Source organism: Klebsiella sp. 141161 (assembly GCF_050600815.1).
Lineage (GTDB): Bacteria > Pseudomonadota > Gammaproteobacteria > Enterobacterales > Enterobacteriaceae > Klebsiella > Klebsiella aerogenes.
This window is the reverse complement of sequence record NZ_JAQIRN010000003.1, coordinates 386,209-412,696: the sequence shown is the minus strand read 5'-3', so window position 1 is coordinate 412,696 and position 26,488 is coordinate 386,209. Positions and strand designations below refer to the sequence as shown.

General features: G+C 57.2%; 22 protein-coding genes. 7 read left to right on the top strand and 15 right to left on the bottom strand.

All coding sequences use genetic code 11. The features are described 5' to 3' along the window. Nucleotides 1-265: 265 nt before the first annotated feature. The 5 genes from entH to entC are packed head-to-tail and all read right to left on the bottom strand — an operon-like array spanning nucleotide 266 to nucleotide 5,092. Entirely contained in the window at nucleotides 266-679 is a 414-nt protein-coding gene (gene entH / locus PGR79_RS10245; protein WP_087860261.1) for a proofreading thioesterase EntH, read from the bottom strand. Then, on the bottom strand, nucleotides 680-1,435 hold the full coding sequence (entA, locus tag PGR79_RS10240) for a 2,3-dihydro-2,3-dihydroxybenzoate dehydrogenase EntA (RefSeq protein ID WP_087860262.1): 756 nt from the start codon (nucleotides 1,433-1,435) through the stop codon (nucleotides 680-682). Then, a complete protein-coding gene (gene entB, locus PGR79_RS10235) occupies nucleotides 1,435-2,286 on the bottom strand; it encodes an enterobactin biosynthesis bifunctional isochorismatase/aryl carrier protein EntB (RefSeq protein ID WP_015367768.1) in 852 nt (283 codons plus the stop codon). Before entB ends, entA begins: the two co-directional genes overlap by 1 nt. A 13-nt stretch (nucleotides 2,287-2,299) precedes the next feature. Beyond that, entirely contained in the window at nucleotides 2,300-3,907 is a 1,608-nt protein-coding gene (gene entE, locus PGR79_RS10230; RefSeq protein WP_430921608.1) for a (2,3-dihydroxybenzoyl)adenylate synthase EntE, read from the bottom strand. Nucleotides 3,908-3,916: 9 nt separating this feature from the next. Next, nucleotides 3,917-5,092: an isochorismate synthase EntC gene (entC, locus tag PGR79_RS10225; protein ID WP_045361975.1), complete on the bottom strand. Its 1,176-nt coding sequence runs from the start codon at nucleotides 5,090-5,092 to the stop codon at nucleotides 3,917-3,919. 187 nt (nucleotides 5,093-5,279) lie between these two features. Between entC and fepB the strand changes: the two genes are divergently transcribed. Both fepB and PGR79_RS10215 read left to right on the top strand, forming a co-directional pair. Continuing rightward, nucleotides 5,280-6,239 carry a Fe2+-enterobactin ABC transporter substrate-binding protein gene (gene fepB / locus PGR79_RS10220; RefSeq protein ID WP_113373833.1) on the top strand — a complete coding sequence of 320 codons (960 nt, stop codon included), beginning with the start codon at nucleotides 5,280-5,282 and terminating at the stop codon, nucleotides 6,237-6,239. A 229-nt stretch (nucleotides 6,240-6,468) separates the two neighbouring features. Beyond that, nucleotides 6,469-8,592 (top strand): glycosyl hydrolase family 18 protein, encoded by a 2,124-nt coding sequence (locus PGR79_RS10215; protein ID WP_337071943.1) that lies wholly within the window; start codon nucleotides 6,469-6,471, stop codon nucleotides 8,590-8,592. Between the two features lie 68 nt (nucleotides 8,593-8,660). Here the strand turns inward: PGR79_RS10215 and entS are convergent, their stop codons facing one another. Further along, complete coding sequence (gene entS, locus PGR79_RS10210; RefSeq protein ID WP_113373831.1) at nucleotides 8,661-9,902, bottom strand: enterobactin transporter EntS; 1,242 nt, start codon at nucleotides 9,900-9,902, stop codon at nucleotides 8,661-8,663. Between the two features lie 112 nt (nucleotides 9,903-10,014). Here entS and fepD point away from each other — a divergent pair, with 112 nt between their 5' ends. The 3 genes from fepD to fepC are packed head-to-tail and all read left to right on the top strand — an operon-like array spanning nucleotide 10,015 to nucleotide 12,802. Then, nucleotides 10,015-11,022, top strand: a complete 1,008-nt coding sequence (gene fepD / locus PGR79_RS10205; RefSeq protein WP_113373830.1) for a Fe(3+)-siderophore ABC transporter permease — start codon at nucleotides 10,015-10,017, stop codon at nucleotides 11,020-11,022. Then, nucleotides 11,022-12,011, top strand: coding sequence for an iron-enterobactin ABC transporter permease (gene fepG / locus PGR79_RS10200; RefSeq protein WP_015704707.1), 990 nt, complete (start codon nucleotides 11,022-11,024; stop codon nucleotides 12,009-12,011). Before fepD ends, fepG begins: the two co-directional genes overlap by 1 nt. Further along, nucleotides 12,008-12,802 (top strand): iron-enterobactin ABC transporter ATP-binding protein, encoded by a 795-nt coding sequence (gene fepC / locus PGR79_RS10195; protein ID WP_045381376.1) that lies wholly within the window; start codon nucleotides 12,008-12,010, stop codon nucleotides 12,800-12,802. Before fepG ends, fepC begins: the two co-directional genes overlap by 4 nt. Here the strand turns inward: fepC and citG are convergent. From citG to PGR79_RS10155, 8 genes are read right to left on the bottom strand one after another with little or no spacing between them, the layout of a single operon-like run. Next, nucleotides 12,799-13,650 carry a triphosphoribosyl-dephospho-CoA synthase CitG gene (citG, locus tag PGR79_RS10190; RefSeq protein WP_430921732.1) on the bottom strand — a complete coding sequence of 284 codons (852 nt, stop codon included), beginning with the start codon at nucleotides 13,648-13,650 and terminating at the stop codon, nucleotides 12,799-12,801. The two genes, fepC and citG, sit on opposite strands and share 4 nt — an antisense overlap. Next, nucleotides 13,628-13,822 carry a hypothetical protein gene (locus tag PGR79_RS10185; protein ID WP_113373829.1) on the bottom strand — a complete coding sequence of 65 codons (195 nt, stop codon included), beginning with the start codon at nucleotides 13,820-13,822 and terminating at the stop codon, nucleotides 13,628-13,630. Before PGR79_RS10185 ends, citG begins: the two co-directional genes overlap by 23 nt. A 13-nt stretch (nucleotides 13,823-13,835) precedes the next feature. Beyond that, on the bottom strand, nucleotides 13,836-15,353 hold the full coding sequence (gene citF, locus PGR79_RS10180; protein WP_430921604.1) for a citrate lyase subunit alpha: 1,518 nt from the start codon (nucleotides 15,351-15,353) through the stop codon (nucleotides 13,836-13,838). Nucleotides 15,354-15,375: 22 nt separating this feature from the next. Then, on the bottom strand, nucleotides 15,376-16,248 hold the full coding sequence (gene citE, locus PGR79_RS10175; RefSeq protein WP_113373827.1) for a citrate (pro-3S)-lyase subunit beta: 873 nt from the start codon (nucleotides 16,246-16,248) through the stop codon (nucleotides 15,376-15,378). After that, nucleotides 16,248-16,538 carry a citrate lyase acyl carrier protein gene (citD, locus tag PGR79_RS10170; RefSeq protein WP_113373826.1) on the bottom strand — a complete coding sequence of 97 codons (291 nt, stop codon included), beginning with the start codon at nucleotides 16,536-16,538 and terminating at the stop codon, nucleotides 16,248-16,250. Before citD ends, citE begins: the two co-directional genes overlap by 1 nt. 28 nt (nucleotides 16,539-16,566) lie before the next feature. After that, nucleotides 16,567-17,607, bottom strand: coding sequence for a [citrate (pro-3S)-lyase] ligase (gene citC / locus PGR79_RS10165; RefSeq protein WP_113373825.1), 1,041 nt, complete (start codon nucleotides 17,605-17,607; stop codon nucleotides 16,567-16,569). A gap of 11 nt (nucleotides 17,608-17,618) precedes the next feature. Beyond that, entirely contained in the window at nucleotides 17,619-18,500 is an 882-nt protein-coding gene (locus PGR79_RS10160; RefSeq protein WP_113373824.1) for a fumarylacetoacetate hydrolase family protein, read from the bottom strand. Nucleotides 18,501-18,521: 21 nt separating this feature from the next. After that, the gene (locus PGR79_RS10155; RefSeq protein ID WP_113373823.1) at nucleotides 18,522-19,868 is read right to left on the bottom strand and encodes a 2-hydroxycarboxylate transporter family protein; all 1,347 of its coding nucleotides are present in this window, start codon (nucleotides 19,866-19,868) and stop codon (nucleotides 18,522-18,524) included. A 305-nt stretch (nucleotides 19,869-20,173) separates the two neighbouring features. Here PGR79_RS10155 and PGR79_RS10150 point away from each other — a divergent pair, with 305 nt between their 5' ends. After that, nucleotides 20,174-21,811 (top strand): sensor histidine kinase, encoded by a 1,638-nt coding sequence (locus PGR79_RS10150; RefSeq protein WP_113373822.1) that lies wholly within the window; start codon nucleotides 20,174-20,176, stop codon nucleotides 21,809-21,811. After that, entirely contained in the window at nucleotides 21,792-22,502 is a 711-nt protein-coding gene (locus tag PGR79_RS10145) for a response regulator (RefSeq protein WP_113373821.1), read from the top strand. The genes PGR79_RS10150 and PGR79_RS10145 overlap by 20 nt, the downstream gene beginning before the upstream one ends. A 99-nt stretch (nucleotides 22,503-22,601) precedes the next feature. Here the strand turns inward: PGR79_RS10145 and entF are convergent, their stop codons facing one another. After that, a complete protein-coding gene (gene entF, locus PGR79_RS10140) occupies nucleotides 22,602-26,483 on the bottom strand; it encodes an enterobactin non-ribosomal peptide synthetase EntF (protein WP_430921602.1) in 3,882 nt (1,293 codons plus the stop codon). Nucleotides 26,484-26,488 lie beyond the last annotated feature (5 nt).

The following is a 26,488-nucleotide window of genomic DNA, read 5'->3' as shown; positions in this document are numbered from 1 at the left end:
TTACAGTTTGTTTCTAGAACACAACGCAGAATTTAACAACTTCGAAACAGCGCAGATGCCATGCCGCGGCGGAGATTTGTCTCACATTGCTAGCGGGATCACTTAAGACAGGGAAATTAATGAAAGGATTACCGTGAACGGTGCCGTTTTTTTGTCGGGTGGCGGCCTCAAAACCCCCGGTGGCGCTACCGCTTACCGGGGCTACAGCGCTGTGCGATTTGGTAGCCCGGCTCAGCGCAGCGCAAGCCGGGGAAATAGCGGCGTCTTAGCCAAGCACCGCGGTACCCAGACGACAGGTGCAGCAGCGCCGCCCTTTTTCGTCATACACCACAATTTCCCAGCTCTGACTCTGGCGGCCAAGATGCAGCGGTCGGCATTCGCCGCGCACTTTACCGCTGGAGACCGGACGATGGTGGGTAGCGTTAAGCTCGGTGCCCACCACGCACTGCCCATCCTCCGTCATCAGCCAACCGGCCATCGAGCCCAGCGTCTCCGCCAGCGCCGCGGAAGCGCCGCCGTGCAGCAGGCCAAACGGCTGATGCGTGCGCGCATCCACCGGCATCTCCGCCTCCAGTAGCCCCTCTTCCAGCCGGGTGTAGACGATGCCAAGATGCGCCACCATGGTGTTTTCGCTGCTGGCGTTCAGCGCCGCAAGCGTGAGCTCTCGTTTCCAGGCCATCTACGCCCCCAGCGTCGAGCCGCCATCGACCACAATATCCTGCAGCGTGATATGGCTGGCGTGAGAAGAGGCGAGGAACAAAATGGTATTGGCGATCTCCTGCGGTCGGGCGATTTTGCCCAGCGGGATGCCAAGCTTAAACTGCTCACCAAATCCGCGGATCCGCTGCTGTTCAGCATCTTCATTGACCCACAGGGTACGTTGCATATCGGTGTCGGTGGAGCCCGGCGATACCAGGTTGCAGCGCACGCCGCTGCCTGCCAGCTCAAGCCCGACGGTCAACGCCAGGCTTTTCAGCGCCGCTTTCGAGGCGCCATAGGCGCTCATGCCGATACGCGGCGTATGCGCGGCATCGGAGGCGACGGTGACGATCGCCCCGCCCTGCTGACGGCGGAACTGCGCCATCGTCTGCTGAAACAGATTAAACGCGCCGCCGACGTTCACCGCGAAGGTCTGCTGCCAGTCCTCCGCGCTCAATTGATCGGTCGCCCCCATGCGCAGGATCCCGGCCGCATTCACCAGCACGTCCAGTCGTTCGATATCGTTGAGTAGACGCGCGCAAACGTCGCGTACCTGGTCGGCATCGGCGACGTCCAGCATTTCGGTGGCAAACGGGTAGCTTTCGCCGTCAAAGGCAAGGTCGAAACCGGTGACGTTGGCCCCGGCCTCGACGAAAGCCAGCGCGGTGGCATAGCCAATGCCTTTACCTGCGCCGGTCACCCACACGGTCTGGCCGTGAAAATCCAGCGCCGCCATTATTTCACCTCGCGGGAAAGCAGCGCCCACCAGGCGTCGATGGTCGGGTTTTTCGCCAGCATCACGAAGTCGATATCGCCGTGCACTTTGCGCCAGCGGGCGGCCAGCGCCATCATACGCACCGAATCCAGCCCGTAGTCGATCAGGTTTTCATCATCCAGCGGTTCGTCGGATTCGTCGAGCAGCGGCAGAATTAGTGCGCGCAGGGCCGCTTTGGAGGCTGGCAGCGGCAGCAGTTCTTCGGTCATCACTACCCGTCCGGAACGGCCGGCGACGTATTTCAGCGCCATCAAATGCTCTTCGCGGCTGAAGTCCGCCAGCGCATCGGCGACAAAGAACGGTTTGATATCGCGCATAAAAGCGTCGGTGGCGGTAGTCATGCAGCCGATATGGGCGTAAACGCCGGTGATGATCAGCTGGTCGCGGCCGGTCTCTTTCAGCATTTCTTCAAGCGGCGAGCGATGAAACGCGCTGTAGCGCCATTTCACCAACACCGTATCCTGTTCATCCGGCGCCAGCGCGGCAATCACCTGTTGCTGTTCCGGCGAGCGAGTTAACCCCGGCCCCCACATATCATTCAGCAGGGCGCGGTCTTCATCGCTCTGCTCTTTCGGCTGGGCGGTGTAGTACACCGGAATACCGTTTTGTTTGCAGAAGTCGCGCAGGGCGGCGATATTGGCCACCACTTTTTCCATCATCGCGCTGTTTTCGCCCCAGAAATTGAGGAAATACTCCTGCATGTCGTGGATCAGCAGCGCGGCGCGCGACGGCTCAAAGGCCCAGTTAACTTTGTTCGCCGGAATATCGCTGGCTTCCGGCAGCGCATAAGCCTGTAATTTAGGGATTGCCATTTTCTGTTCTCCTTCAGCCCAGCTTGCCTTCGGCCAGCCACTGACGTAATTGTTTTTTATCGACTTTGCCCACCGGCGTCAGCGGCAGCGCGGCAACGCACTCCACGCGATCCGGCAATTTAAATTCAGCCACGCCCTGCTCGCGCAGGAAGCGGCGCACCGCGACGGCGCGCAGCGGCGATGTCACCACCAGATAAGCGCAGCTCTTCTCGCCCAGCAGATTGTCCTCAATGCTGACCAGCGCGGCGTGGATCACCGCCTCATGGCGCAGCAGCAGGTTTTCTATCTCTTCAGCGGCGATCTTCTCGCCGCCGCGGTTGATCTGATCTTTTTCCCGCCCCTGGACGGTGATATAGCCATCTTCATCGATCGAAATCAGATCGCCTGAGCAGTAAAATCCATCGGCATCAAAGGCTTCCGCGTTATGTTGCGGACTGTTGTAGTAGCCGCGGAAGGTATAAGGCCCGCGGGTCATCAGACGGCCAACTTCGCCGCGCGGCAGCGGGTTGCCGTCGGCATCCGCCACCCACACTTCGTCGTCAGGGCACATCGGGCAACCCTGGGTATTGATAATCCGCTGCGGGCTATCGTTTAGGCGGGTGTAGTTAACCAGCCCCTCCGCCATGCCGAACACCTGCTGCAGCTGGCAGCCGATTTCCGCCGGAATGCGCGCGGCGAGCGTCGCGGACAGGCGCGCTCCGCCAACCTGCAGCAGCTTCAGCGATTGCAGTTGCGCGTTGCTGCCCCATTCATGAATAGCCTGCAGCCACAGGCTGACCGCCGGCGGCACCAGCGACGCGACGTTAATCTGATGTTTTTCAATCAACGGGAAACAGAGCGTGGCGCTCGGGTCGGCGGCGAGGATCACCCGGCCGCCGGCGAGAAAGACGCCCAGTGAGCCCGGCGAGCTCATCGCATAGTTGTGCGCCGCCGGCAGCGCGTTGAGATAGCGCGTATCGGCGTTAATACCGCAGATCTCGTTGCTGCGGCGGATACTGTAATCGTAATCGTTATGGGTACGCGGGATAAGCTTCGGCGTCCCGGTGCTGCCGCCGGAGAGCTGGAAAAAAGCCACTTCGTCAGCCGGGGTCGGATTGGCGACGAAGTTATCCGCCGTACGGTTAATTTCCGTCGCCAGGTCACGCTCGCCGCCATCGTTACGCAGCAGCGCGACGCGCAGTGAAGGATGCTCAGCGATAAAACCATTGAGGAAGCTATCGTCAGCAAATAGCGCGTGCTCGCGATCGGCAATCAGCAGCGAGGGTTTAATCTGCGCGGCGTAGGCGTTGAGTTCGCTACGCTGGTGGCTAAACAAGGCGTTAACCGGAGCGACGCCGATGCGCAGCAGCGCAAAGAAGGTAATGTAGAACTCGGCGACGTTGCCAAGCTGCACCAGCGCGGTTTCTCCGCGCTTAAGTCCCTGATGCTGCAGGGAAGACGCGAGGTTATCCACCAGCAGGTTAAACTGGCGGAAGCTAATTTGCCGCTCGCCGTCGATAATCGCCACGGCGTCATTTTCCGCATGACGAGTAATCAGATTGGTTAACGGCAGATCCTGCCAGTAGCCTTTTTGACGATAGCGGGCCGCAAACTCTTCCGGCCAACGGGTAAATGCAATCATCCTTGCCTCTTAATTCAAGCCAAATACGTTAAGCATGGTGGTGAGTTTGACGCCGGTTTCGCGCCATTCGCCCAGCGGCGAGGAGGCCGGGACGATCCCCGCGCCGGCAAACAGGCGCAGCGAGCGTTGATGTAGGCGCGCGCAGCGGATGGTCACTACCCATTCGCCGTTGCCTTCGTCATCGCACCAGCCGACAATGCCGCCAAACAGCTGGCGATCGAACGGTTCGAGCTCGGCAATCAGGCGCTTCGCCACCTGGTGCGGGAAACCGCTCAGCGCCGGGGTCGGGTGCAGCAGGCAGGCCAGCGACATGGCGTTTTCTTCCGCCAGCGCCGTACCTTCGATCGGCGTCGCCAGGTGCCATAAGGTTGGCGTGGTAATCAACTGCGGTGATTCCGGCAGCGACAGCTGGCTACTGCGCGGGCCAAGCACGCTCTTCATCGCCTGGGTCACCAGCTCGTGCTCATGGCGATCTTTGCCGGAGGCCAGCAATTTATTGCCTGCTTCGCGGTCCAGCACGTCGTCAGGCTGGCGGCGGGCAGAGCCGGCCAGCGGCAGCGAACTGAAATGCAGCCCTTCTTTACGCAGCAGGAGTTCCGGGCTGGCGCCCAGCAGTACCCCGCCGTCTGACAGCGGGACATGGAAATTAAAGCTCGCCGGGTTCTGGGCAATCAGCCGTTCCAGCAGCGCGCCGCTATCGACTCGGTCGCGGGTAGTGATATCAATCAGCCTTGAGAGCACCACTTTGTCGACTTCCGGAGTCGCCGTCAGCGCGGCGGCACGTTCCACCATCGCCAAAAACTCGTCCTGTTCCGGGATCTCCTGACGATCGACAACATCCATCGCCTTGAGCGGCGCCGCGTAACGCGCGGACTGCTGTTTGTCGGTACGGGAGAAGGTTTCCCAGCGTTCGGGGATATAGAGCTCGGAAGGCTGATTGGTGTCGAACGGAATCGCCCCGACCATTACCGGCTTGCGGATCCCCGCCGCGCGGGCTTCGGCAAAAGCGGCCGCCATTTTCTGCTGGAACTCGCCGTTCAGCGAATCACCGCCGACGGCAGGTTGGGAAAAGCGGCTAAAACAGCCGGTGGTGCTGAAGCTGCGGTACGGCGACATAAAGAAGAAGCTTTGCGGCGACAGGGTCTGCGTTTTTTCCTGTACATCCTCAGCCAGTGACGTTTCCATATCATCCTCCAAAAACGATAAAGATATTAAGAATAATTATCATTTATATTTTTGTTGGCTAACCTAAAAGGTATTGCTCTCCTTGTCAACCGCACAAACAGCAGGTTATGCGACTTAAACTTGCATCCAGGCAACACAATGTTGAAAATGAGACGTATTTACTACAACTGACTCAGGATGCGAATTCGTGAATTTTGCCACTTTTTGCCGTCGTACTTTACTCGCCAGCGGGCTGTGCCTTTTAGGAATTACCTCAGCGCTGGCGGCGGACTGGCCGCGTCAGATCGCCGATAGCCGCGGCACCCATACGCTGGAAAGCCAGCCGCTGCGCATAGTCTCAACCAGCGTTACCCTCACCGGCTCGCTGCTGGCTATTGATGCGCCGGTGGTGGCCAGCGGCGCAACCACGCCGAATAACCGCGTGGCCGACGCGCAGGGCTTTCTGCGCCAGTGGGGCGATGTCGCGAAAAAGCGCAAACTGGCGCGACTGTATATTGGCGAACCCAGCGCCGAAGCGGTGGCGGCGCAGATGCCGGATCTGATCCTGATTAGCGCCACCGGCGGCGATTCCGCTCTCGCCCTGTACGACCAGCTTTCGACTATCGCGCCGACGCTTGTCATCAACTACGACGATAAAAGCTGGCAGACGCTGCTTACCCAATTAGGGCATATCACCGGTCACGAAAAGCAGGCGGACGCGCGCATTGCCGAGTTCAATAAACAGCTCGTTTCGTTAAAAGAGAAACTGAAGTTGCCGCCCCAGCCGGTCACCGCGCTGGTTTATACCGCCGCGGCGCATAGCGCCAATATCTGGACGCCGGAATCAGCGCAGGGTCAGATGCTGGAACAGTTAGGCTTTAAGCTGGCGGCGCTGCCGGGCGGTCTTCACGCCAGCCAGAGCCAGGGTAAGCGTCACGACATTGTGCAGTTGGGCGGCGAGAATCTGGCGGCGGGTATCAACGGCGAAAGCCTGTTCCTGTTCGCCGGCGACCAGAAAGACGCTGAGGCCATTTACGCTAACCCGCTGCTGGCGCACCTGCCGTCGGTTGCCGCGAAGCGCGTTTATCCGCTGGGTACCGAAACCTTCCGTCTTGACTACTACAGCGCCATGCTGGTCCTGCAGCGTTTATCCGCGCTCTTTGCCTGAGTCTCCCTTCCCGGCGCCTGGCGCCGGGATCTCATTTCATATCATCAAACACATCATCTATCTGTTACAAAAGACTTTTTCTTCCTTTCCCCCTTTGATATCTCATCCATTCCTCATGCGAAACATCATCATTTGAGGTGTTGTTTTGTGATTAGCCATCGTCGCCGCCTTCCCCGAATATCTGCCCCACACCACTTGAGGTGGACATTCAACTCAGAAGGAACTTACCGTGACCACTAGCAAATTGATCAAGGGCGATACCCTGACCGAAACCAGCAACGCCGCAGATGGTTTTAACCCGGCAACTGAAGTCAGCAACTACAGCTACACGTCAGACCGCGTCGCCAAACCGGTCTATAACAAATACAAAAGCGCAACCACCAAACCAAAGGTATTCGGTTACTACACCGACTGGTCTCAGTATGATGGTCGCCTGCAGGGCGGCGATGCGAAAGATAACCGCGGCCGCGGCTATGATCTGACCAACGTCTCCCCTACCGCTTACGATAAAATTATCGTTGGCTTCGTCGGCGTGACCGGCTTCCATAAAGTGGATGGTCTGTATCACGATGTGGTGGCCGACGGGGCTGAGAAGTGCGGCAAAGTCAAATATGAACCGACCTTCCTCGACCCGTGGGGCGACTTCCAGTCCTACATTAACGTTGGCCACAGCGTCAGCGGCTGGGATGTCGATCCGAAAACCGTAACCCAGACGAACACCAAAGGCCTGCTCGGCGGCCTGCGCGACCTGCAGGCAAAAGCCAAACAGCAGGGCCACAACCTGGTGCTGTCCATGAGCATCGGCGGCTGGACCATGAGTAACGGCTTCCATGAAACCGCAGCGTCTGATTCCGCACGTAAAACCTTCTCTAAAGGCGTGGTGAAGCTGTTCAAACAGTTCCCGATGTTCAGCGAAGTGGATATCGACTGGGAATACCCGAACGCTGAAGGCGCCGGTAACCCTTATGGCCCGGAAGATGGCGATAACTACGCCCTGCTGATTGCCGAACTGCGTAAGCAGCTGGATTCCGCCGGCCTGAGCGATGTCAAAATCTCTATCGCCAGTTCGGCGGTGGTGAAGACTTTCGATTATTCTAACGTCAAAGCGCTGCTCAGCGCCGGTCTGTACGGCATCAACCTGATGACCTATGACTTCTTCGGCACCCCGTGGGCCGAAAGCATTGCTCACCACAGCAACCTGAACGCCATTGAACAAGGCGGCTGGGCGGTTAACACCATCGTTGAACATCTGCTGGCGGAAGGTTTCCCCGCTGAACGTATCAACATCGGTTACGCCGGTTATACCCGTAACGGCCGCAACGCCGAGCTGGAGTCGCTGTCTCCGCTGAAAGGTACCTATAACCCGGGTAACGGCACCACCGTCGGTACCTTTGAATCGGGTACCACCGAATGGTATGACGTCATTTATAACTACCTGGACCTGGAAAACCAGAAAGGGCGTAACGGCTTTAACGTTTATACCGACCAGGTAGCTGACGCTGACTACCTCTACAACCCGGAATCCAAACTGTTTATGTCGCTGGATACGCCGCGCACCGTGAAAGCCAAAGGCGAATACGCGGCGAAGCTGGGCCTCGGCGGCATGTTCACCTGGACTATCGACCAGGACAACGGCGTGCTGGTTAACGCCGCCCGTGAAGGTCTGGGATATGAAATCGCTTCTGAAGTTATCGATATGGACCCGTTCTATTTCGAAGGCATCAACGTTGCGCCAGCTGATGAACAAGAGGAAGAAGATACAGACCAGACTGAACCGACGGTAAACCATGCGCCAGAAGCGGCAATTGAGATGATGGTCGTAGGCGGCTCCCGCGTTCGTCTGTCCGGGGAAAAGTCGTCTGATGAAGATAGCGACGAGCTGAGCTACAGCTGGGGCGTGCCGGCAGCGATTGATGTTGTGGATAAAACCGCCGCGGTTATTGAGTTCGATGTCCCGGTCGTCACCGCGGATACCGAGTTTACCTTTACCCTGTTCGTTCGCGACACCTGGGGCGAACCGTCAACCCAGCAGCGCTTTATTCTGTCGGTGGTCGTCGCTTCCCAGGGTGAACCAAGCGCTGATGAGCCGGCCGATGAGCCTGCGGATCAACCCGCTGATGAAGGAAAAGATACCGATGACGCGCCGGCAAAGGATGATGAAGTCGCACCGTCCGACGACGCTACGCCTTACCCGCTGTGGGATGCCAAAACCGTTTATGGCGGCAGCTGGGGTACCTTTGAAACCGTGAGCTGGAAAGGCCATAACTATCAGGTGAAATGGTGGTCTCAGGGCAACCAGCCTGACCTGTACTGCGGCCAGTTCGACGTCTGGAAAGATCTCGGCGCGTACTAAGCATTAATATGTACCGATAAATGTCACCAGGCCCCGGAGCAATCCGGGGCCTTTCGCTATTGTTGCGCTTAACTTTCGCTGACCATTTCCGGACGCTGAAAACGACGTAGCTCGCGTAATAAGCCAACCAGTAATACGCCAACAATTACCAGCGCCCAGCCGCTGGCGCTGGCTGAAGCCACCGGGGTCATCACCGCCCCTAATCCGCCAAGCAACGCCGCGCCAATGGCATCGCCGGTGACGTTCTGCGCGGTCCACAGGCCATTAATGCGCCCCAGCATATTCTCCGGCGTTTGCGTCTGGATAAGCGTGTACTGTAGCAGCGAGCTTATCGCGCTCAGCCAACCAAACAGCGCCAGACAGAGCGCGCCCAGCGCCCAGAACGGCATCACGCTGAATAAAGCAATCGCCACAAATGACCCTACCGTTGTCATCAGCATCAACGCTCCCGGCCTGGCGGTATGCGCCAGTTGCCCGCTGGTTAACGCTCCCAGCGCCGCGCCAAGCGGGATGGCGGCGTACAACAGGCCAATTTGCGAATTTGACATCTGCCAGCCTTCCGCCAGCGCCGGATAAAGCACCCGCACCGCGCTGGCCATCGTCAACAGGCCGCCGAGCAGCGCAATACCGCCAATAAGCGGGCTATTAAAGAGAAATTTTAGCCCCGCCAGTAACGATTTCAGCGGATGCTCGCGCGGCTGCGGCGGTGGCGGCAGCAGCGGCAGGCGTAGCAGCGTCAGGGTGGTAATGAACGTCCCTGCCGCCGCCAGGCCATAGTTCCAGGCAACACCGCCGGTCGCCAGCAATAGCCCGCCAATCATCGGCGAGATCACCGAACCGAGACGCACGGTCAACATGGTGATCGCCCCTGCCTGCATCAGATTTTCGCGGCCGACTAACGCCGGCGTTGCCGCCAATAGCGCGGTTACGCCTAAAGAGGCGAAGAAGCCATCCCAGATCCCCAGCAGGTAAATTGCCGCCAGCGAGGGTTCCGGCAGCATGGCGTTCAGGCACAGGCCGACGAAGCCAACGCCGCAGGTGCCACGCGCCAGCAGGATCAGGCGTTTGCGTTCATAACGGTCGGCCAACACGCCGCCGACCATCAGCCCAATGAACATTGAACAGCCGGTCAACATCACCGAGAGCCCCACCTGCCAGGTCGAATGGGTCATCATCTGGATTTGTACCGGGATCGCCACGCCTAGCAGGCCAAGCGACAGGATCGAGATAAAGCGAGCGATAAAGACGGCGCGGAACGCCGGATGGGTGCGCAGGAGGCTGACATCAAGCAGCCGGGAAGGTCGGTTCATGCAAGGGCCTTGTCGTTATTTTTCATACCATTTTTATGGTTTCTCATGGTAACATACCTGAATAAAATCGATAACGATAATTACTATCATTATCATATCAGGGATTTGAACTATGTCGTTTTCTACGACCACGGTGCGCGCCGTCGCCGTGCCTGGTCTCTTGTTACTTTTAGCTCTCGCGATTGCGCTCAGCCTGCTTATCGGCGCCAAACCTCTGCCGCCTTCCGTGATTGTCGATGCCTTTTCCGGCAGTTGTCAAAGCGCCGACTGTACCATCGTACTGGATGCCCGCCTGCCGCGTACGCTGGCTGGATTGCTCGCCGGCTGCGCGCTCGGTCTCGCCGGCGCGCTGATGCAAACCCTCACCCGTAACCCGTTGGCCGACCCGGGCCTGCTCGGCGTCAACTCCGGCGCCAGCTTCGCCATCGTGTTAGGCGCGGCGCTGTTGGGTATCACTTCGCCGCAGGAGCAGCTGCTGATGGCCTTCTGCGGCGCCTTCGCCGCGTCGTTACTGGTCGCGTTTACCGGCAGCCAGGGCGGCGGCCAGCTTAGCCCGGTGCGCCTGACCCTGGCGGGCGTGGCGCTGGCGGCGGTACTGGAAGGCTTATCTAACGGCATCGCCCTGCTCAACCCGGACGTATATGACCAGCTGCGCTTCTGGCAGGCCGGCTCGCTGGATATTCGCACCCTGCAAACGCTGAAAATCGTCCTGCTGCCGGTACTGATTGCCGCCGTGGTAACGCTGTTTCTCAGCCGGGCGCTAAACAGCCTGAGTCTCGGCGCCGACACCGCCACCGCGCTCGGTAGCCGGGTCGCGCGCACCCAGCTTATCGGACTGCTGGCGATCACCGTTCTGTGCGGCAGCGCGACGGCGCTGGTCGGCCCTATCGCCTTTATCGGCCTGATGATGCCGCATATGGCCCGCTGGCTGGTGGGGGCGGATCACCGCTGGTCATTGCCGGTTACGCTGCTCGCCACCCCCGCCCTGTTGCTGTTTGCCGACGTGCTTGGCCGCCTGTTGGTGCCTGGTGAATTGCGCGTTTCGGTGGTCAGCGCCTTTATCGGCGCGCCGGTGTTGATCTGGCTGGTTCGCCGTCAGCCGCGAGGAGGTACGCTGTGATGGCTCCCTCCCGCCGCCTGATGTTCTGCTGCCTGCTGCTGATCGCCGCCAGTCTGCTGGTGTCCCTGCTCGGTCTGGGTAATGGCCTGGTGCCGCTCAGCATTGAACAGGTGGTTTCCGCGCTGCTCGGCGACGCACCGCGCAACGTCAGCATGGTGGTCACCGAATGGCGCTTGCCGCGCGTGCTGATGGCGCTGCTGATCGGCGCCGGGCTTGGCGTCAGCGGCGCCATTTTTCAGTCATTGATGCGTAACCCGCTGGGTAGCCCGGACGTGATGGGCTTCAACACCGGCGCCTGGAGCGGCGTGCTGGTGGCGATGGTGATGTTCGGCCAGAACCTGACCGCCATCGCGCTGGCGGCAATGCTTGGCGGCGTGCTGACCTCGCTGGTGGTGTGGCTGCTGGCGTGGCGCAACGGCATTGAAACCTTCCGCCTGATCATTATCGGCATCGGCGTGCGCGCCATGCTGGTGGCATTCAATACCTGGCTGCTGCTGCGCGCGTCGCTTGAGACTGCCCTTTCCGCCGGGTTGTGGAATGCCGGTTCGCTCAACGGCCTGACGTGGGGCAAAACCTGGCCATCGGCGCCGCTGATCCTGCTGATGTTAGCGTGCGGCGCGCTGCTGGCGAGGCGGATGCGGTTGCTGGAGATGGGCGACGATACCGCCTGCGCGCTTGGGGTTCGAGTCGAACGTTCACGCCTGCTGCTGATGCTGGTGGCGGTGCTGCTGACCGCTTCCGCCACCGCGCTGGCCGGGCCTATTTCTTTCGTCGCGCTGGTAGCCCCGCATATCGCCCGACGGATAAGCGGCACCGCACGCTGGGGGTTAACCCAGTCGGCGCTGTGCGGCGCGCTGCTGCTGGCGCTGGCCGATTACTGCGCCCAGCGCCTGTTCATGCCTTATCAGTTACCGGTAGGGGTGGTCACCGTCAGTCTTGGCGGTATCTACCTCATCGCGTTATTAATTCAGGAGTCCCGCAAAAAATGACCGCTGTAACTTCCCGTTTGCGCGGCGACCAGTTGACCCTGGCCTACGGCAAAAAGACCATCGCCGAATCGCTGAACGTCACGATTCCTGACGGCCATTTCACGGCGATTATCGGCCCCAACGGCTGTGGTAAATCAACCCTGCTGCGCACCCTCAGCCGCCTGATGACCCCGTCCAGCGGCCACGTTTATCTCGATGGCGAGCAGATCCAGCGCTACGCCAGCAAAGAGGTGGCAAAGCGGATTGGCCTGCTGGCGCAGAATGCCACCACGCCCGGCGATATCACCGTACAGGAACTGGTGGCGCGCGGGCGCTATCCGCACCAGCCGATGTTTACCCGTTGGCGTAAAGAAGACGAAGCAGCGGTAAATAACGCGATGCGGGCGACGGGTATTGTCGACCTCGCGCTGCAGAGCGTGGATACCCTCTCCGGCGGCCAGCGCCAGCGGGCGTGGATTGCGATGGTACTGGCGCAGGAGACGGCGATTATGCTGCTTGATGAGCCGACGACCTGGCTGGATATCAGCCATCAGATCGACCTGCTGGAACTGTTAAGCGAGCTGAATCGCGAGAAGGGATATACGCTGGCGGCGGTACTGCACGATCTCAATCAGGCCTGTCGTTACGCCACCCATCTGATCGCCCTGCGCGACGGTAAGATCGTTGCCGAAGGCGCGCCGAAAGAGATCGTCACGGCGGATCTGATTGAGCGTATCTACGGCCTGCGCTGCACGATAATCGAGGATCCGGTGGCGCATACGCCACTGGTGGTGCCGCTGGGACGTCGTTAAGCATATAGCATAAGCACCTGGGCAACGGCTAAAAGGTCCGCACTCCCTCCGGGACTAAGGTTTCGGTTGGTTAGCGCTTTGTCCATGATCGCTAAATCCGCAGTAGTCCAGCCATTTGCAAGTAATTGGCTGGCATACAATTGGACAAAATGTAATCCTTCCAGCCCCCCTCTTGAGACGAGATTAGTATCGGGATTAACGGCCATTAAACTTAAGAGCGCCTGATGCAAACGTTTCTGAGGACAATGCTCAGTAAACCACCAGGGCAGTATATGCTGGCGAATGATCTGAAACCCGCTTTCGGCCTCCCCTCGCGCCCCGGTTAACCCGTATTGTTGATATAATCGCTCTCCCGCGGTCTTTCCAGAGCTGCCACCCTGTAGTTCTTTTGCCACAATGCCACGAGTAATGCGCCTGACCGTTTCGCAAAGGGATGACAACGTTAGCGCTTCGCTACGTCCGCTCAACCATCCTGCCGCAGCACAAAGTAACCCAAGAGAAAAGATGCCGCCTTTATGGGTATTAATACCATGAGTGGCGGTAAACATCGCTTGTTCACAAGCCAACCCAATTGGGCGAATCAGCGGCAATAGCGCGGTTTCATCCACATGGCAGTATTGCTCAGCCTTAAACCAGAAATGAGATAGCCACGGAGTAATCGCATCGATGCTGCGTAAGAATAGCGATAAATCCATATCCCGGTGCGCGCCATTATTAGCCGCATCCACCAAACCTGGCTTAGGTGTTAAGTAAACTTCATCAAGCAATGCCTGTCTGGCAGCCATGACAATATCAGGCATGGTTAATTGACTGGCGATACGCACGTTAATCACGACTAAACCAACCATCAATACGTTGTTCTATCTGGTTAGCCGCATCCGACAGCGGCCTCACCAGCAGTAAGAAAATAAACGGAAATTGCCAACGCGTCAGCCACTCCTGCTGGCGTGGAACACAAAGCGCTTTCACCGCCAGCAGGAGATTGAGACTCACGCCCGCCATTTCAGGCGTTGGTAGCATGGATTGTTTTACCCTATTTCACCTGGTGCACCACATCAATGACGCTACCATCGCGATAGCGAATTATCCCCACCACGCGGTCGGTAAATTCGATAGGCTTCGGCTCGCCAGTCAGGGTGAGCGCGCGGGCATACAGCTCCGCCATCTCCAGTACCGGCAGACCTGCCGCAAGCAGACGCTCGCGAACTTCCGGGCGCGCCGGGTTCACTGCGATGCCGTGGTCGGTCACCAGCACATCAATGCTTTCGCCCGGCGTCACCATGGTAGTTACCCGCTTCACCACCGTCGGGATTCGGCTACGAATCAGCGGCGCCACGACAATCGTCAGGTTCGCTGCCGCCGCCACATCGCAGTGGCCGCCGGATGCGCCGCGCATCACCCCGTCGGAACCGGTGATGACGTTGACGTTAAAGTCGGTGTCGATTTCCAGCGCGCTGAGGATCACAATATCCAGCTGGTCGCAGCTGGCCGCTTTCGCCCCCGGATTGGCATACACATTAGTGGAGATTTCGATATGATTCGGGTTACGCGCCAGCGACGCCGCCGCCTGGCTGTCGAAGCACTGGGTGTCGAGCAATTTCTCAATTAACCCTTTTTCATGCAGATCGACCAGGCTGCCGGTAATGCCTCCCAGCGCGAAGCGGGCAACAATATTGTTGCGCTCCATCTTCTCTTCCATAAAGCGGGTGCAGGCGGTGGATGCCGCGCCGGAACCGGTCTGCATTGAGAAACCGTTATAGAAATAGCCGGAGTGCTCGATCACTTCCGCCGCGCGACGGGCGATCAGCAGCTCTCGCGGATTACTGGTGACGCGCGCCGCGCCGACGCTGATTTTCGCCGGGTCGCCAACGCTGTCCACTTTAACAATGTAATCAACCTGATCCTGTACCAGGCTCGCCGGCATGTTCGGGAACGGCACGAGTTCTTCCGTCAACAGCACCACATTACGCGCGAACTGCGCATCGACCATCGCGTAGCCGAGAGCGCCACAGCAAGCCTTACCCTGAGTCCCGTTAGCATTGCCGTATTCATCGCTGCAAGGTACGCCGAGGAACGCCACGTCGATTTTAATCTCACCATCCTGCAATAGCTTCACACGCCCCCCGTGCGAGTGGATCTGCACCGGCTCTTCCATCAGGCCATGGGAAATCGCCTCCGCCAGCTTGCCGCGCATACCGGAGGTCCAGATGCGGGTAATCACCCCGGACTGAATATGTTCAATCAGCGCGTCGTTGCAGGTCATCAGCGAGCTGGATGCCAGGGTCAGGTTTTTGAACCCCATTCGCGCCAGCAAAGCGACCACGTCATTGATCACCCTGTCGCCTTCGCGGAACGCGTGGTGGAAAGAGATGGTCATACCGTCTTTCAGGCCGCTGCGTTTTACGGCCTCTTCAAGATTGGCGCATAGCTTGCGGTGGTGTTTAGCGTCGTTATCCGACAGCCAAGGCGTCATGGTATGCGCGGTGGTAAAAGGTTGTAGATGACGCAGGTGCGCGTATTTCTGGTGCAATTCTTCAGTTAACTTACTCATTACTTTTCCTCGCTGCGCACAATTAACGGCGAATGCCGGATTTCGCGCGTTCCAGAACGCGACGCGCATGGTCAATAATCGGGCCGTCAATCATTTTGCCGTTCAGCGATACCACGCCGAGGCCATTACGTTCGCCCTCTTCCGCTGCTTCCACCACGCGCAGCGCGTGGTCGACTTCTTTCTGCGTCGGGGCATAGGCGTTGTGCAACAGATCGATCTGGCGCGGGTTAATCAGCGATTTGCCGTTGAAACCCAGCTTGCGGATGTGATCGACTTCTTTCAGGAAACCTTCTTCGTCGTTAATGTCAGACCACACCACGTCGAAGGCGTCGATGCCCGCGACGCGCGCGGCATGCAGCACGGCACAACGGGCGTAGAACAGCTCGCTGCCATCACCGCGCTCGGTTTGCATATCCATCACATAGTCGAAGGCCGCCAGCGCAATACCGATCAGGCGCTTCGAGCAGCGGGCAATGGCAACGGCGTTAACCACGCCCAGCGCCGACTCAATCGCCGCCATCACGCGGGTAGAGCCCACTTCACGACCACAGGCTTTTTCGATGCGTTCGATGTGCGCTTCCAGCTCGTAGATATCTTCCGGGGAATCCGTTTTCGGTAAACGGACAACATCCACGCCTGCGCGCACCACCGCCTCAAGATCCTGCAGGCCAAAGGGTGTATTCAGCGGATTAATACGAACGACGGTTTCGATATCCTGGTACATCGGGTGCTGGAGGGCATGAAATACCAGAACCCGCGCAGAATCTTTTTCACGCAGCGAGACCGCATCTTCCAGATCGAACATGATCGAGTCCGGGCGGTAGATAAAGGCGTTTGACAGCATGGCAGCGTTAGCGCCCGGGAGGAACAACATACTGCGGCGAAGTTTGCTCATTACATTTTCTCCCAGTCAATGGCGGTGACATCGGCCGCACGCATCACCGCGCTTTGCAGCCGGGCGCGGATCACGCAGTCCAGCGCCCCTTTATCTTCAATCACGATCAAACCTTCGCGAACGTCCAGCTTCGCCAGCGTCTCCTCGACGACTTCACGAATACGTTCGCCAAACTGCTTAAACACTTCGCTACGGATAACAATATCCAGCTCGCCGTCAGCAGGGGCGATTTTCACCATCAGGTCGCTTGATTCGACCGTTCCGGATAACGCTTCCTTAACGATTTTCATAATTTATTTCCTGGTAAATTCATTAAAATCATGCCGTTGCGGCAAAATAATTATCTGCTAAATGGTGGTAAGTGGTTTCCGGCACCATCTCACGAATCATCGCGAACTGGTGCTTATCCACCAGACGACGCACTTCAGAAGCAGAGATTGGCGGACCATTACGGCGGGCTTTACGCGGCAACTCTTCCACCTGAACCGGCGGCAGCCGCGGGTTCGACGGCGCACTCAGGCAACGACGCATCGCCTCGTTATACTGGCGGGTGATCGGGCAAAATGGCTCGCTGCCGACGAAGCGATGGGTGATCCCCAACGCCGGCGCGATATGCTGGCGGAAAATTTGCAAATCCAGCTCACACCACGCGGTCTCCACCAGCCCGCTGGCCTTCAGGAAGTAAGAGGGAAAGGTCGCACGCGAAATCACATACTCGCCGCCTTCGTGGACGGTGACGTTCTGCAGATGCGACACGCCTTCGCGAACCATCGCCAGCCGTTCGCGAAACGGGAAGAATGACGCTTCTTCGCGTACCACAAAGAGATGCAGCCAGTCGCAGCGTTTCGCCGCCTGTTCGGCCAGGTAGCGGTGTCCAAGGGTGAACGGATTGGCGTTCATCACCACGGCGCCGAGGGTGGCGCCAGGCTTACGCCGTTTGGTCAGCCCGGCACAGTACTGAGAGATACCGCGCGGGGTATTTTCCATCAGCAGCACGTTTTTCGTTTGCGACACCGGCCAGAAACCACACTGACGGAAACGTTCGCCGTTACAGGGGCGGGTGTAGAGGAACAGGTGAAAATGGCCCTTCTCCAGGGCCAGATTTTGTACCTCGCTGAGCAGACGCGCGCTGAGGTTCAGACCGCGCCAGCGGTCATCAATCGCCACGCATTTGATGACGTTAGCTGCCAGACCTGCGCAACCTACCAACGCATCCCCTGCCCAGGCGGTGACAAAAAGCGTCACTCCGCTGTCCATAACCAAGTCATTTGCCGCCAGCAGCGCCTGAATCGCCGCCAGCCTGGCCGGCTGGCGGGAGACATCAACGGTCCGCAGGTCAATACATTGGCTATCAAACATTACCCGCGTCCTTATGCCACCTGATGGCAAACTGCTTCGGTATTCGCCACGCTCACTGGCGCATCGGCAATCACGTTGCTCAGGCGACCGATATGCTCGATCTCCACTTCGATGCGATCGCCCGCCTGCATAAAGACCGGAGGGTTACGTTTTTTACCCACGCCGCCAGGGGAACCGGTGATGATCACATCACCTGCGCTTAATGCGGTAAATGTGCTGATATAAGCAATTAGCTCCGCCACGCGGTGGATCATGCTGCCAGTATTATCGTCCTGCATCAGCTTGCCGTTCAGCCAGGTACGGATGCCCAGCTGGTGCGGATCGGGGATAATATCGCTGGTGGTCATCCACGGGCCAAATGCGCCAGTCTGGCGACCATTTTTACCCGCGGTATACCAGGTGTGCTGCCAGTCGCGCGCCGAGCCATCCATATAGCAGCTGTAGCCCGCAACAAAATTCAGCGCCTGTTCTAACGGAATGTTTTCGCCGCTATGTCCGATGACAACGGCCAGTTCGCCTTCATAGTCGAACTCAGAAGAATAATGCGGCTTCAGTACCGGCTGGCGGTGCCCGGTTTGCGAATCCGCAAAACGCACAAACAGCGTCGGTGCTGGGTTAAGTTCGTTAAACTCTTTGCGTTTTTCGGCATAGTTCATGCCGACGCAAAGGATCTTACCCGGGGTCTCGATCACCGGTAAAAATTCAACCTGTTCCATGGCGACATCCGCTTTTTCATGCGCAAACGCACGAGCTTCTGTCACAGCATTCCCTGCCAGTAACGCCTTTAAATCACCGTAGCGTTGTCCCAAACGGCTTCCGAGATCGACAATTCCATCGTCGGTAACGATGCCGTAGCTGCGGACACCGTTGAGTAAATAACTAGCAAGTTTCATAACCAGACTTCTTCTTTAGCATTACAGAATAAATTTACTTAGCACCAGCAACGACAAAGCGACGTTGAGTGCCCCACCGATACGAATCGCAATTTGAGCGAAAGGCATCAGAGACATGCGCTCAGCTGCGGAGAGAATCGCCACTGCGCCGGTACCGCCCTGACCGCTCTGGCAGCAAGAGATCACCGCCACATCAATCGGATACATGCCCAACTTTTTGCCTACGAAAGAACCGGTCAGCACTAGCGCGCCAACGGTCGCAATAATGACCACCAGGTTAGAGATGGTGAACGCGCTCATCAGGTCCTGCCACGGCGTAATCGCGACGCCCACAGCGAACAGCACCGGATAGGTGACGGCGGTCTGGAAGAATTTATATACAACCTGCGAGCCTTCCAGCATCCGTGGAGAGACAGCATTGGCTATCTTCAACAGTACGGCGACAAACAGCATGCCAACCGGCGCGGGTAAACCGGTGTATTTCTGGATAAGCATCCCCAGCATATAGAGCAGTACGGCCAGCAGCGCGCCGGAAGCCAGCGTCGTGACGTCAACCTTACCGCTCATGGCGTTGGTCAGGCTGTTGCCCACATCGCTCTGGTGATCCGGCATCAGTTCGCCATTACCGGTCAGGTGTGGGAAGCGCTTGCCAAGTTGGTTCAGACAACCAGCCATCACCACCGCCGACAGACCGCCCAGCATGACGATTGGCAAGACCTTACCCAGCGCCACGCCCTGATCCATATGCAAAATGGTGGCATAGCCGATCGACAGCGGAATCGCGCCTTCCCCGACGCCGCCCGCCATAATAGGCAGAACCAGGAAGAAGAACGTGTGGAACGGCGACATCCCGAGCAGATAACCCATCGCCACGCCCACCACCATTCCAACCGCTTCGCCGCAAACCATAGGAAAGACGATACGGAAGAAGCCGCGAATTAGCGTAGTGCGGTTCATACTCATGATGCTGCCGACGATGATGCAGCAAATGTAGAGATAAAGAATGTTGGTGGATTTATAGAACTCGGTGGTGGATTTCACCACGATCTCCGGTAACCAACCGTAGTACACCAATGCAGAAGGAATAAAGGTTGCACAAATCGCCGCTGCGCCAATTTTTCCTAACCATGGCAATCTTTTACCAAATTCACCGCAGGCAAAACCAAAAAACGCCAGCGTTGCCACCATGACCACGATATCGGCCGGTAATTTACCGTTCAGGCAGTCGACCGCAATGAGTGCGCCAGCCAGAACAAACAATGGCAACGGCACAATACCAATTTTCCAGGTATCGAGTATTCGCCACCACTTATCCTTCAATGATTTTTGTGCTGTTTGTGGAACAGCCACAATATCTTCAACGCTCATAAAAGCCCCCCAATTTTGTTAGCTGGGCTAGATTATTCAACGTTAAGCATAGAAATATGTGACAGCTAGCATATTAGAACTAGAGTTTTAAAGGTGAGTATGGCGTTTAATGTTTTTTTATTTATTACGCAACAAAAAATCAACTCAAAATATAAACAATAAAAACAAACGTATCCAATTATGTTTGAGGCAACAATTATTTACTTTTATCAATCATAGCTATCGCCAAAAGCTAACCTTTAGGTGGACTTCTTCTATCCCCATGGTAGTATGTTAAAATTACCTTACAAAACATAAATCAGGTTATGAAATTTAACTTTCAGATTAGATTATTTATTAATCTGGCACTTCTTATCGCATCACTCTTTATTATTTTAGGCGTCTGGTTGTACATTGGCCTGACTCATCAACTATATAATCGGATATCTTACCGAGCAGAACACGAGGCTGAACAAATAGCCTCCATTCCTGATTTACAACAAGCCATTGAATCTCATAACATAAAAAAAATCGCCAGCATTATGGATACCATAGTGAAATTCAGCGATGCCAGTTTTATTGTTGTGGGCGACACCAGAGAAATACATCTTTATCACTCTGTGACCCCTGCTATTGTCGGGAAACAAATGATTGGCGGTGATAACGCATCAGTTTTAGCAGGCAAAAGTACGATCACCAAAAGAAAAGGGACTCTGGGGTTGTCACTCAGAAGTAAAGTTCCCGTATTTAATGCAAAAGGAAAAGTAATAGGCATCATCTCTGTCGGTTACCTACAGAGTTATCTGGATGAAATTACCCTTGGTCATATAGTCCATATTACTTTCGCTGTATTATTCATTATTGCTATTCTCTTTATTTTTTCCTGGCTTTTCACCCGTAGCATCAAACGTCAGATGTTTTCACTTGAACCCTGTGAAATTGGCATGTTGGTCCGCCAACAAAAAGCCATTCTTGAATCAATCTATGAAGGGGTCATTGTTATTGATACCCACAAAAGGGTTAAAATACTCAATCAAGCGGCCAAAAAATTACTGAATATTCAGCAAGCGAAAGCGAACATCCAAAAAAACCTCATGACCGATATCATACAGGACAGTGCGTTCCTCGATCCTCAGATAATGGAAAGCGATGATGCGTTTGATGAAATTGTTATTTTCAATCGCGTAACCATCGTCGCCAGTCGGGTCCGCGTGTATGTGGAAGGGAAATTGCAGGGATGGGTGATCACTTTTCGCGATCAAAATACAATAGACCGGCTCAGTGAGCAGTTAAGTCAGGTGAAACATTATGTCAACGACCTCCGGGTTATGCGCCATGAGCAACTGAACCGTATCTCAACTATCTCTGGCTTACTGACCATGGGCCATTATGATGAAGCGCTGCATTACATCCAAACACAGTCTTCGCATATCCAATTAGTTTTGGATTTTCTGACGCAACGCTTCCAGTCACCTCTACTTTGCGGTCTATTACTCGGAAAATATTCCCGGGCGCAAGAGAAAGGCATCACATTAAATTTCGACCCTGGGTGTTTTATGCCGCAACAGAGTACCGTTTTCTCCGAATCTGAGCTTATCTCCATCGTCGGGAATCTACTGGACAATGCCATTGAAGCGACCCAAAAAGTGCCTCTTCCTCACCGGCCGATCGATGTGCTAGTTCAGCAAAATGAACGGGAGTTACTTATTGAAGTAGCAGATTACGGCATTGGTATTTCCTCGGAATTGAAATCAAGAATGTTCCAGCCTGGCGTGACCACCAAGCAAGATGACGATCACGGACTGGGGTTACATTTGATCTCCAGCTATGTCCTGCGTGCCAACGGACTCATTGAGGTTTCAGACAACGCTCCGCACGGAACCATTTTCTCATTATTCATTCCTTCGCCACTACCTTATCCTACAGATAAAGAAGAACCTGATTATGCAACCCGAGATTATTGATGTATTAATTATTGAAGATGAGCCCCAACTGGCTCACTTCCATGCGGAAATACTCACCCGACACCCTTTATTACGGCTTGCGGGTATCGCTGCCAACCTGAAAGATGCACGTAAGTTTTTACGTGCATCATCGCCACGACTCATTCTACTCGATAATTATCTACCAGACGGTAAAGGTATTTCCTTACTCAACGATCCAGAACTAAAATCACTTCAGTGTGCGGTTATCTTTATCACTGCCGCCAGCGATATGGAGACCTGTAGTATGGCCATCCGTAACGGCGCATTTGATTATCTGCTTAAGCCAGTATCATTAAAAAGACTGGAGCAGTCCTTAGTACGATATATTAAATTTTATGAACAGCAACGAATCTGGAAAGTTGTCGATCAGCAAGGAATTGATGAGCTGCTGTCCCTACAGGCGGTCAACACCACATTACCATCCAGTAATAAGGGTATTGAAGAAGCAACATGGCAGAAAATTTTATCAGTATTTAATGACGATAAAAGAAAAGCGTTAACCATTGACGATATTGTCACCGCTACCGGACTCAGCAAAACCACACTACGGCGTTATCTTGAACATTCTGTTAGCAGCAACATACTGAGCGTTGAGAGATCCTATGGCCAGCCGGGACAACCCCGCCGACTTTACCGATTTATTGACAACGATAACCTACAATCCCATTAAGAACCTATCCCACCAGGCGTATTGAGCGCAGCCAGTTTGTTACCCGGCTTGCGCTGCGCTGAGCCGGGCTACCAAAAACGGGTAGCCCGAGCTCTATAGTTACCCCAGAATTTCCCGCACTACCGGGCCTATCGCTTCAAAGGCCTGCGGCGAGATAATCTCGACGTGAGCGCAGTTCTGGCTGAACACCTCCAGCTCGCCAACCCACGGCCCCCATGCGACCTGCGGATCCATCCCTTTCTGGCGCGTTTTCTCCGCCACAAATAGCGTTGCTTTACCGTCAAACTTTGCGCTGTGCGCGGTCGTCAACAGGCGCACCGCATCGGCGTAGTTACCTTCGATCGCGCTGAACAGCTCGCCGGAAGCCTGCCCCTGCTGAGCGGCGAGAAACGCTTCGCGCTCGCGGGCGATTTCCGCCAGTACTTCGGGATCCAGACCGTTCGCCTCTTTCTCCGCCCAGTTTTGCGTCTCCGGCGGCCAGGTATCAAGCAGGCCGAGGAACGCCACCTCTTCGCCGCGCTGACGTAAACGGGCGGCAATCCCCTGCGCCAGCGTTCCGCCGAGCGAATAACCAAACAGATAGTAAGGCCCATGCGGCTGCTGCGCTAAAAGCGTGCGCAGATGGTGCTCGCAGACTTCGTCGAGGTTGGCGGCGGAGGCCATCGGCCCCGTCGGACGCGGCGACTGAATACCGGTAATCGACCAGCGCGGGCTAAGATAACGCGCCAGCACGCTGAACTGCCAGGCAAAACCGGAAGCTGGATGGAAGCAGAACAGCGTCGGACCGTCGCTCTCGCGCAGCGGCAACAGCGCATCGAAGCCCAGGCGCTGCGCCTGCTCGTCGCTCAGGTCGGAAGCCAGCAGCGCGCTCAGCTTGCCGACCGTCGAAGCAACCATCACCTGCCCCGGCGTCACCTGCCGCGCCAGCTCGCGGCTAAGCTGCGCCGCCAGACGCATCGCCAGCAGCGAATGGCCGCCGAGGGCGAAGAAATCGGCCTCGATATCATTTACCTCGCAGCCCAGCAGTTGGCTGAACGCCGCGGCAACGGCCATTTCGGTAGCCGATTGCGGCGGGCGACCGCTGCGCTCGCTGCTTAAGGAGGGGAGCGGTAGCGCTTTACGATCCAGCTTACCGTTGGCGCTGAGCGGGAAAGATTCCAGTTGGATCAACACCACCGGCACCATGTGCGGCGGCAGCTGTTCGCTAAGACGCGCCTTCAGCGCCGCCACGTCCAGCGGCTGGCCGGACTCGCTTACCAGATAACCGACGAGCTGGCGGGCATCGCCGCCGGTGGCCGCGGCCTGGTTGAAGACGCAGGCGTGGCACACCGCCTGCGCGACGTCCGGCAGCGCCGCCATCACCCGGTCGATCTCGCCAAGCTCGATGCGCTGGCCGCGAATTTTCAACTGATCGTCGCTGCGGCCAAGATATTCCACCGCGCCGTTATCCAGCCAGCGCGCCACATCGCCGGTGCGGTACATGCGCTCGCCGGGGGCAAACGGGTCGGCAATAAAGCGGCTGGCGGTGAGATCCGGGCGGCCCATATACCCCTGCGCCAGCTGAATGCCCGTGAGGTACAAATCACCCGCCACGCCCGGCGGCACCGGGCGCATGGCGGCATCAAGAATACGTAATCCGGTGTTCCATACCGGCCAGCCGATGGGCACGCTGTTGCCGGTTACCGCCGCCAGCTCTGGCCCGCAGGCGGGATACCAGCTGACGTCCACCGCCGCTTCCGTCGGCCCGTACAGGTTATGCAATGGCGCGCCGGTTAAGCGCTCCCATTCGCGACACAGTTCCGTCGGCAGCGCTTCGCCGCTACAGAAAACGCGTTTTAGCGTCCGGCAGGATGACACATTATCGCTATCCAGCGAGGCGACAAACGCCGCCAGCATCGACGGAACAAAGTGGGTGGTGGTCACGCCGTACTGCGCGAAGAACCGCTGCATCGCCAGCGGATCGCGATGCGCCTCCGGCGCCGCCATCACCAGCTGGGCGCCGGTCATAAATGGCCACCAGAATTCCCATACCGAGACATCAAAGCTGCACGGCGTCTTCTGCGCCACCACATCGGCGGCGGTTAACGGATAGTGATTTTGCATCCACAACAGGCGGTTCACGATGGCGGTCTGGCCGACCATCACCCCTTTCGGCCGTCCGGTGGAACCGGAAGTAAAGATGATATAAGCGGTATGTTCCGGTTTTGACAGCGCCAGCGGCGTATCATCTTCAGCAGCCAGCGGCTGCTGATAACACAAGCTGGTCAGTCCCGGAATATCGCTAAACCGGGCCAGTTGATCGTCAGAGGTAATCAGCAGCGATGGCTGCGCATCTTCCAGCATCATCCGCAGACGGTCATCCGGGTAGCCGGTATCCAGCGGCAGCCAGGCGGCGCCGGCTTCGACGATACCGTGCAGCGCCAGCGTCAGGAAGACCGAACGCGGTAAGGCAACCGCCACGCTATCCCCCGGCTGCACACCGCGTTGCCGCAGCAGGTTGGCCAGCGCCACCACCTGTTGGCGCATTTCGCGGTAGCTAAAGCGCCAGTTGGCATCCGCCAGCGCCGGGGCATCCGGCGTTTTCCGCGCCTGTTCCGCCACCAGCGCGCTGAGGGTAGTGGTCGGCAGCGGCATCGCGGTATTGTTGATCAACGCCAGCTGCGCGCCTTCTTCCGCCGACAGCATCTCCGCTTCGCCGCAGCGCAGCGCCGGATTAGCGGCAAACTGCGCCAGTAACGATGTCAGACGCGATACGTGGCGGTTCAGCGTGACGTCATCATAACGCGCTTTATTGGCGAGGATCTCCAGCGACAGGCCGCCGTGTTCGTCCGGGAATAATGCCAGTTCGAGGTCATTCACCGGGCCGGTGGCGAGGGTATGCGTCTGCGCCTGCACGTCGTCGATATCCAACTGGTAATCAAAGACTTTGATGTTCAGCACCGGGCCAAACAGCGGTTCGTCGCCCGCCGCTTTGCCGCTATCGCGGACAATTTGCTCGGCATCGTAGCGCTGATGGCGGCGCATTTTTTTTAGTTGCCCGGAGAGACGCGTCGCCAGTTGCGCCAGCGTCTCCTGCGCGTCGATATTCACCGCCAGCGGCAGTACGTTGAGTACCGGGCCGGTGGCGGTCAGCGCCGCCGATCCCATGCGGCGCATAAAGATAAAGCCAGCCGCGTAATCCATTCGGCCACACAGCCGCCCCAGCCACAACGTCGTCAGCGCCAGCGCCAGATCGGCGCGCTGGCACTGCGGCGCGCTGGCCGCGAGCTGGCTGAAGACAGCCGGATCGGCCTCCAGTTTCAGGCGCCAGATATCACTGCTGGTCGCCCGCCCGGCCAGCGGCGCGTCAGATAGCGAAGCCGGAGACGGCAACGCCTGACGCTGCGCCTGCCAGAAGGCTTTATCGCGCTGCCACGCCTCGCTGCCGTAGTAGCGCTGATACTCTTCCACCACCTCGGCGAACGGCGTAAACGGTGAATCCGGCGTCTCTTCCCCGCGTTGCCAGGCACGATAAATAGCGGCGATCTGGCGGGTAATGGCCGGGAAGCTAAAGCCATCGACCAGCAAATGGTGATAGCGCTGATACCAGTACCAGCAGTCGTCGCCAACGCGCATGAGCTGATGGCAGACCAGCGGATTACCGCTATCGACGCGCAGATTCTGCCCGAGATCGCTTTGCATCAGCGTCAGCGCGGACATATGCGGATCGGCCTGCTGGCGCAGGTCAACGCTTTGCGGCTCGGCAAACTCGCGCGCGTCATCAACCCACTGCCACGCTTCGCCGTTATCTTCACAAAAACGCATACTTAGGGTATCGGCCTGCTTAAGCCCGGCGACGATCGCCTTACTCAGCAGCGCCGGATCAAGATTGCCGCGCAGTTCAACATAGTGGGCAACGCTCCAGGCGCCAGGTAGCGTGGAGAGGCGTTCAGCCATCCAAATTCCCGGCTGCGCCGCAACCAGCGGTAAACGTGTACTCATCGAAA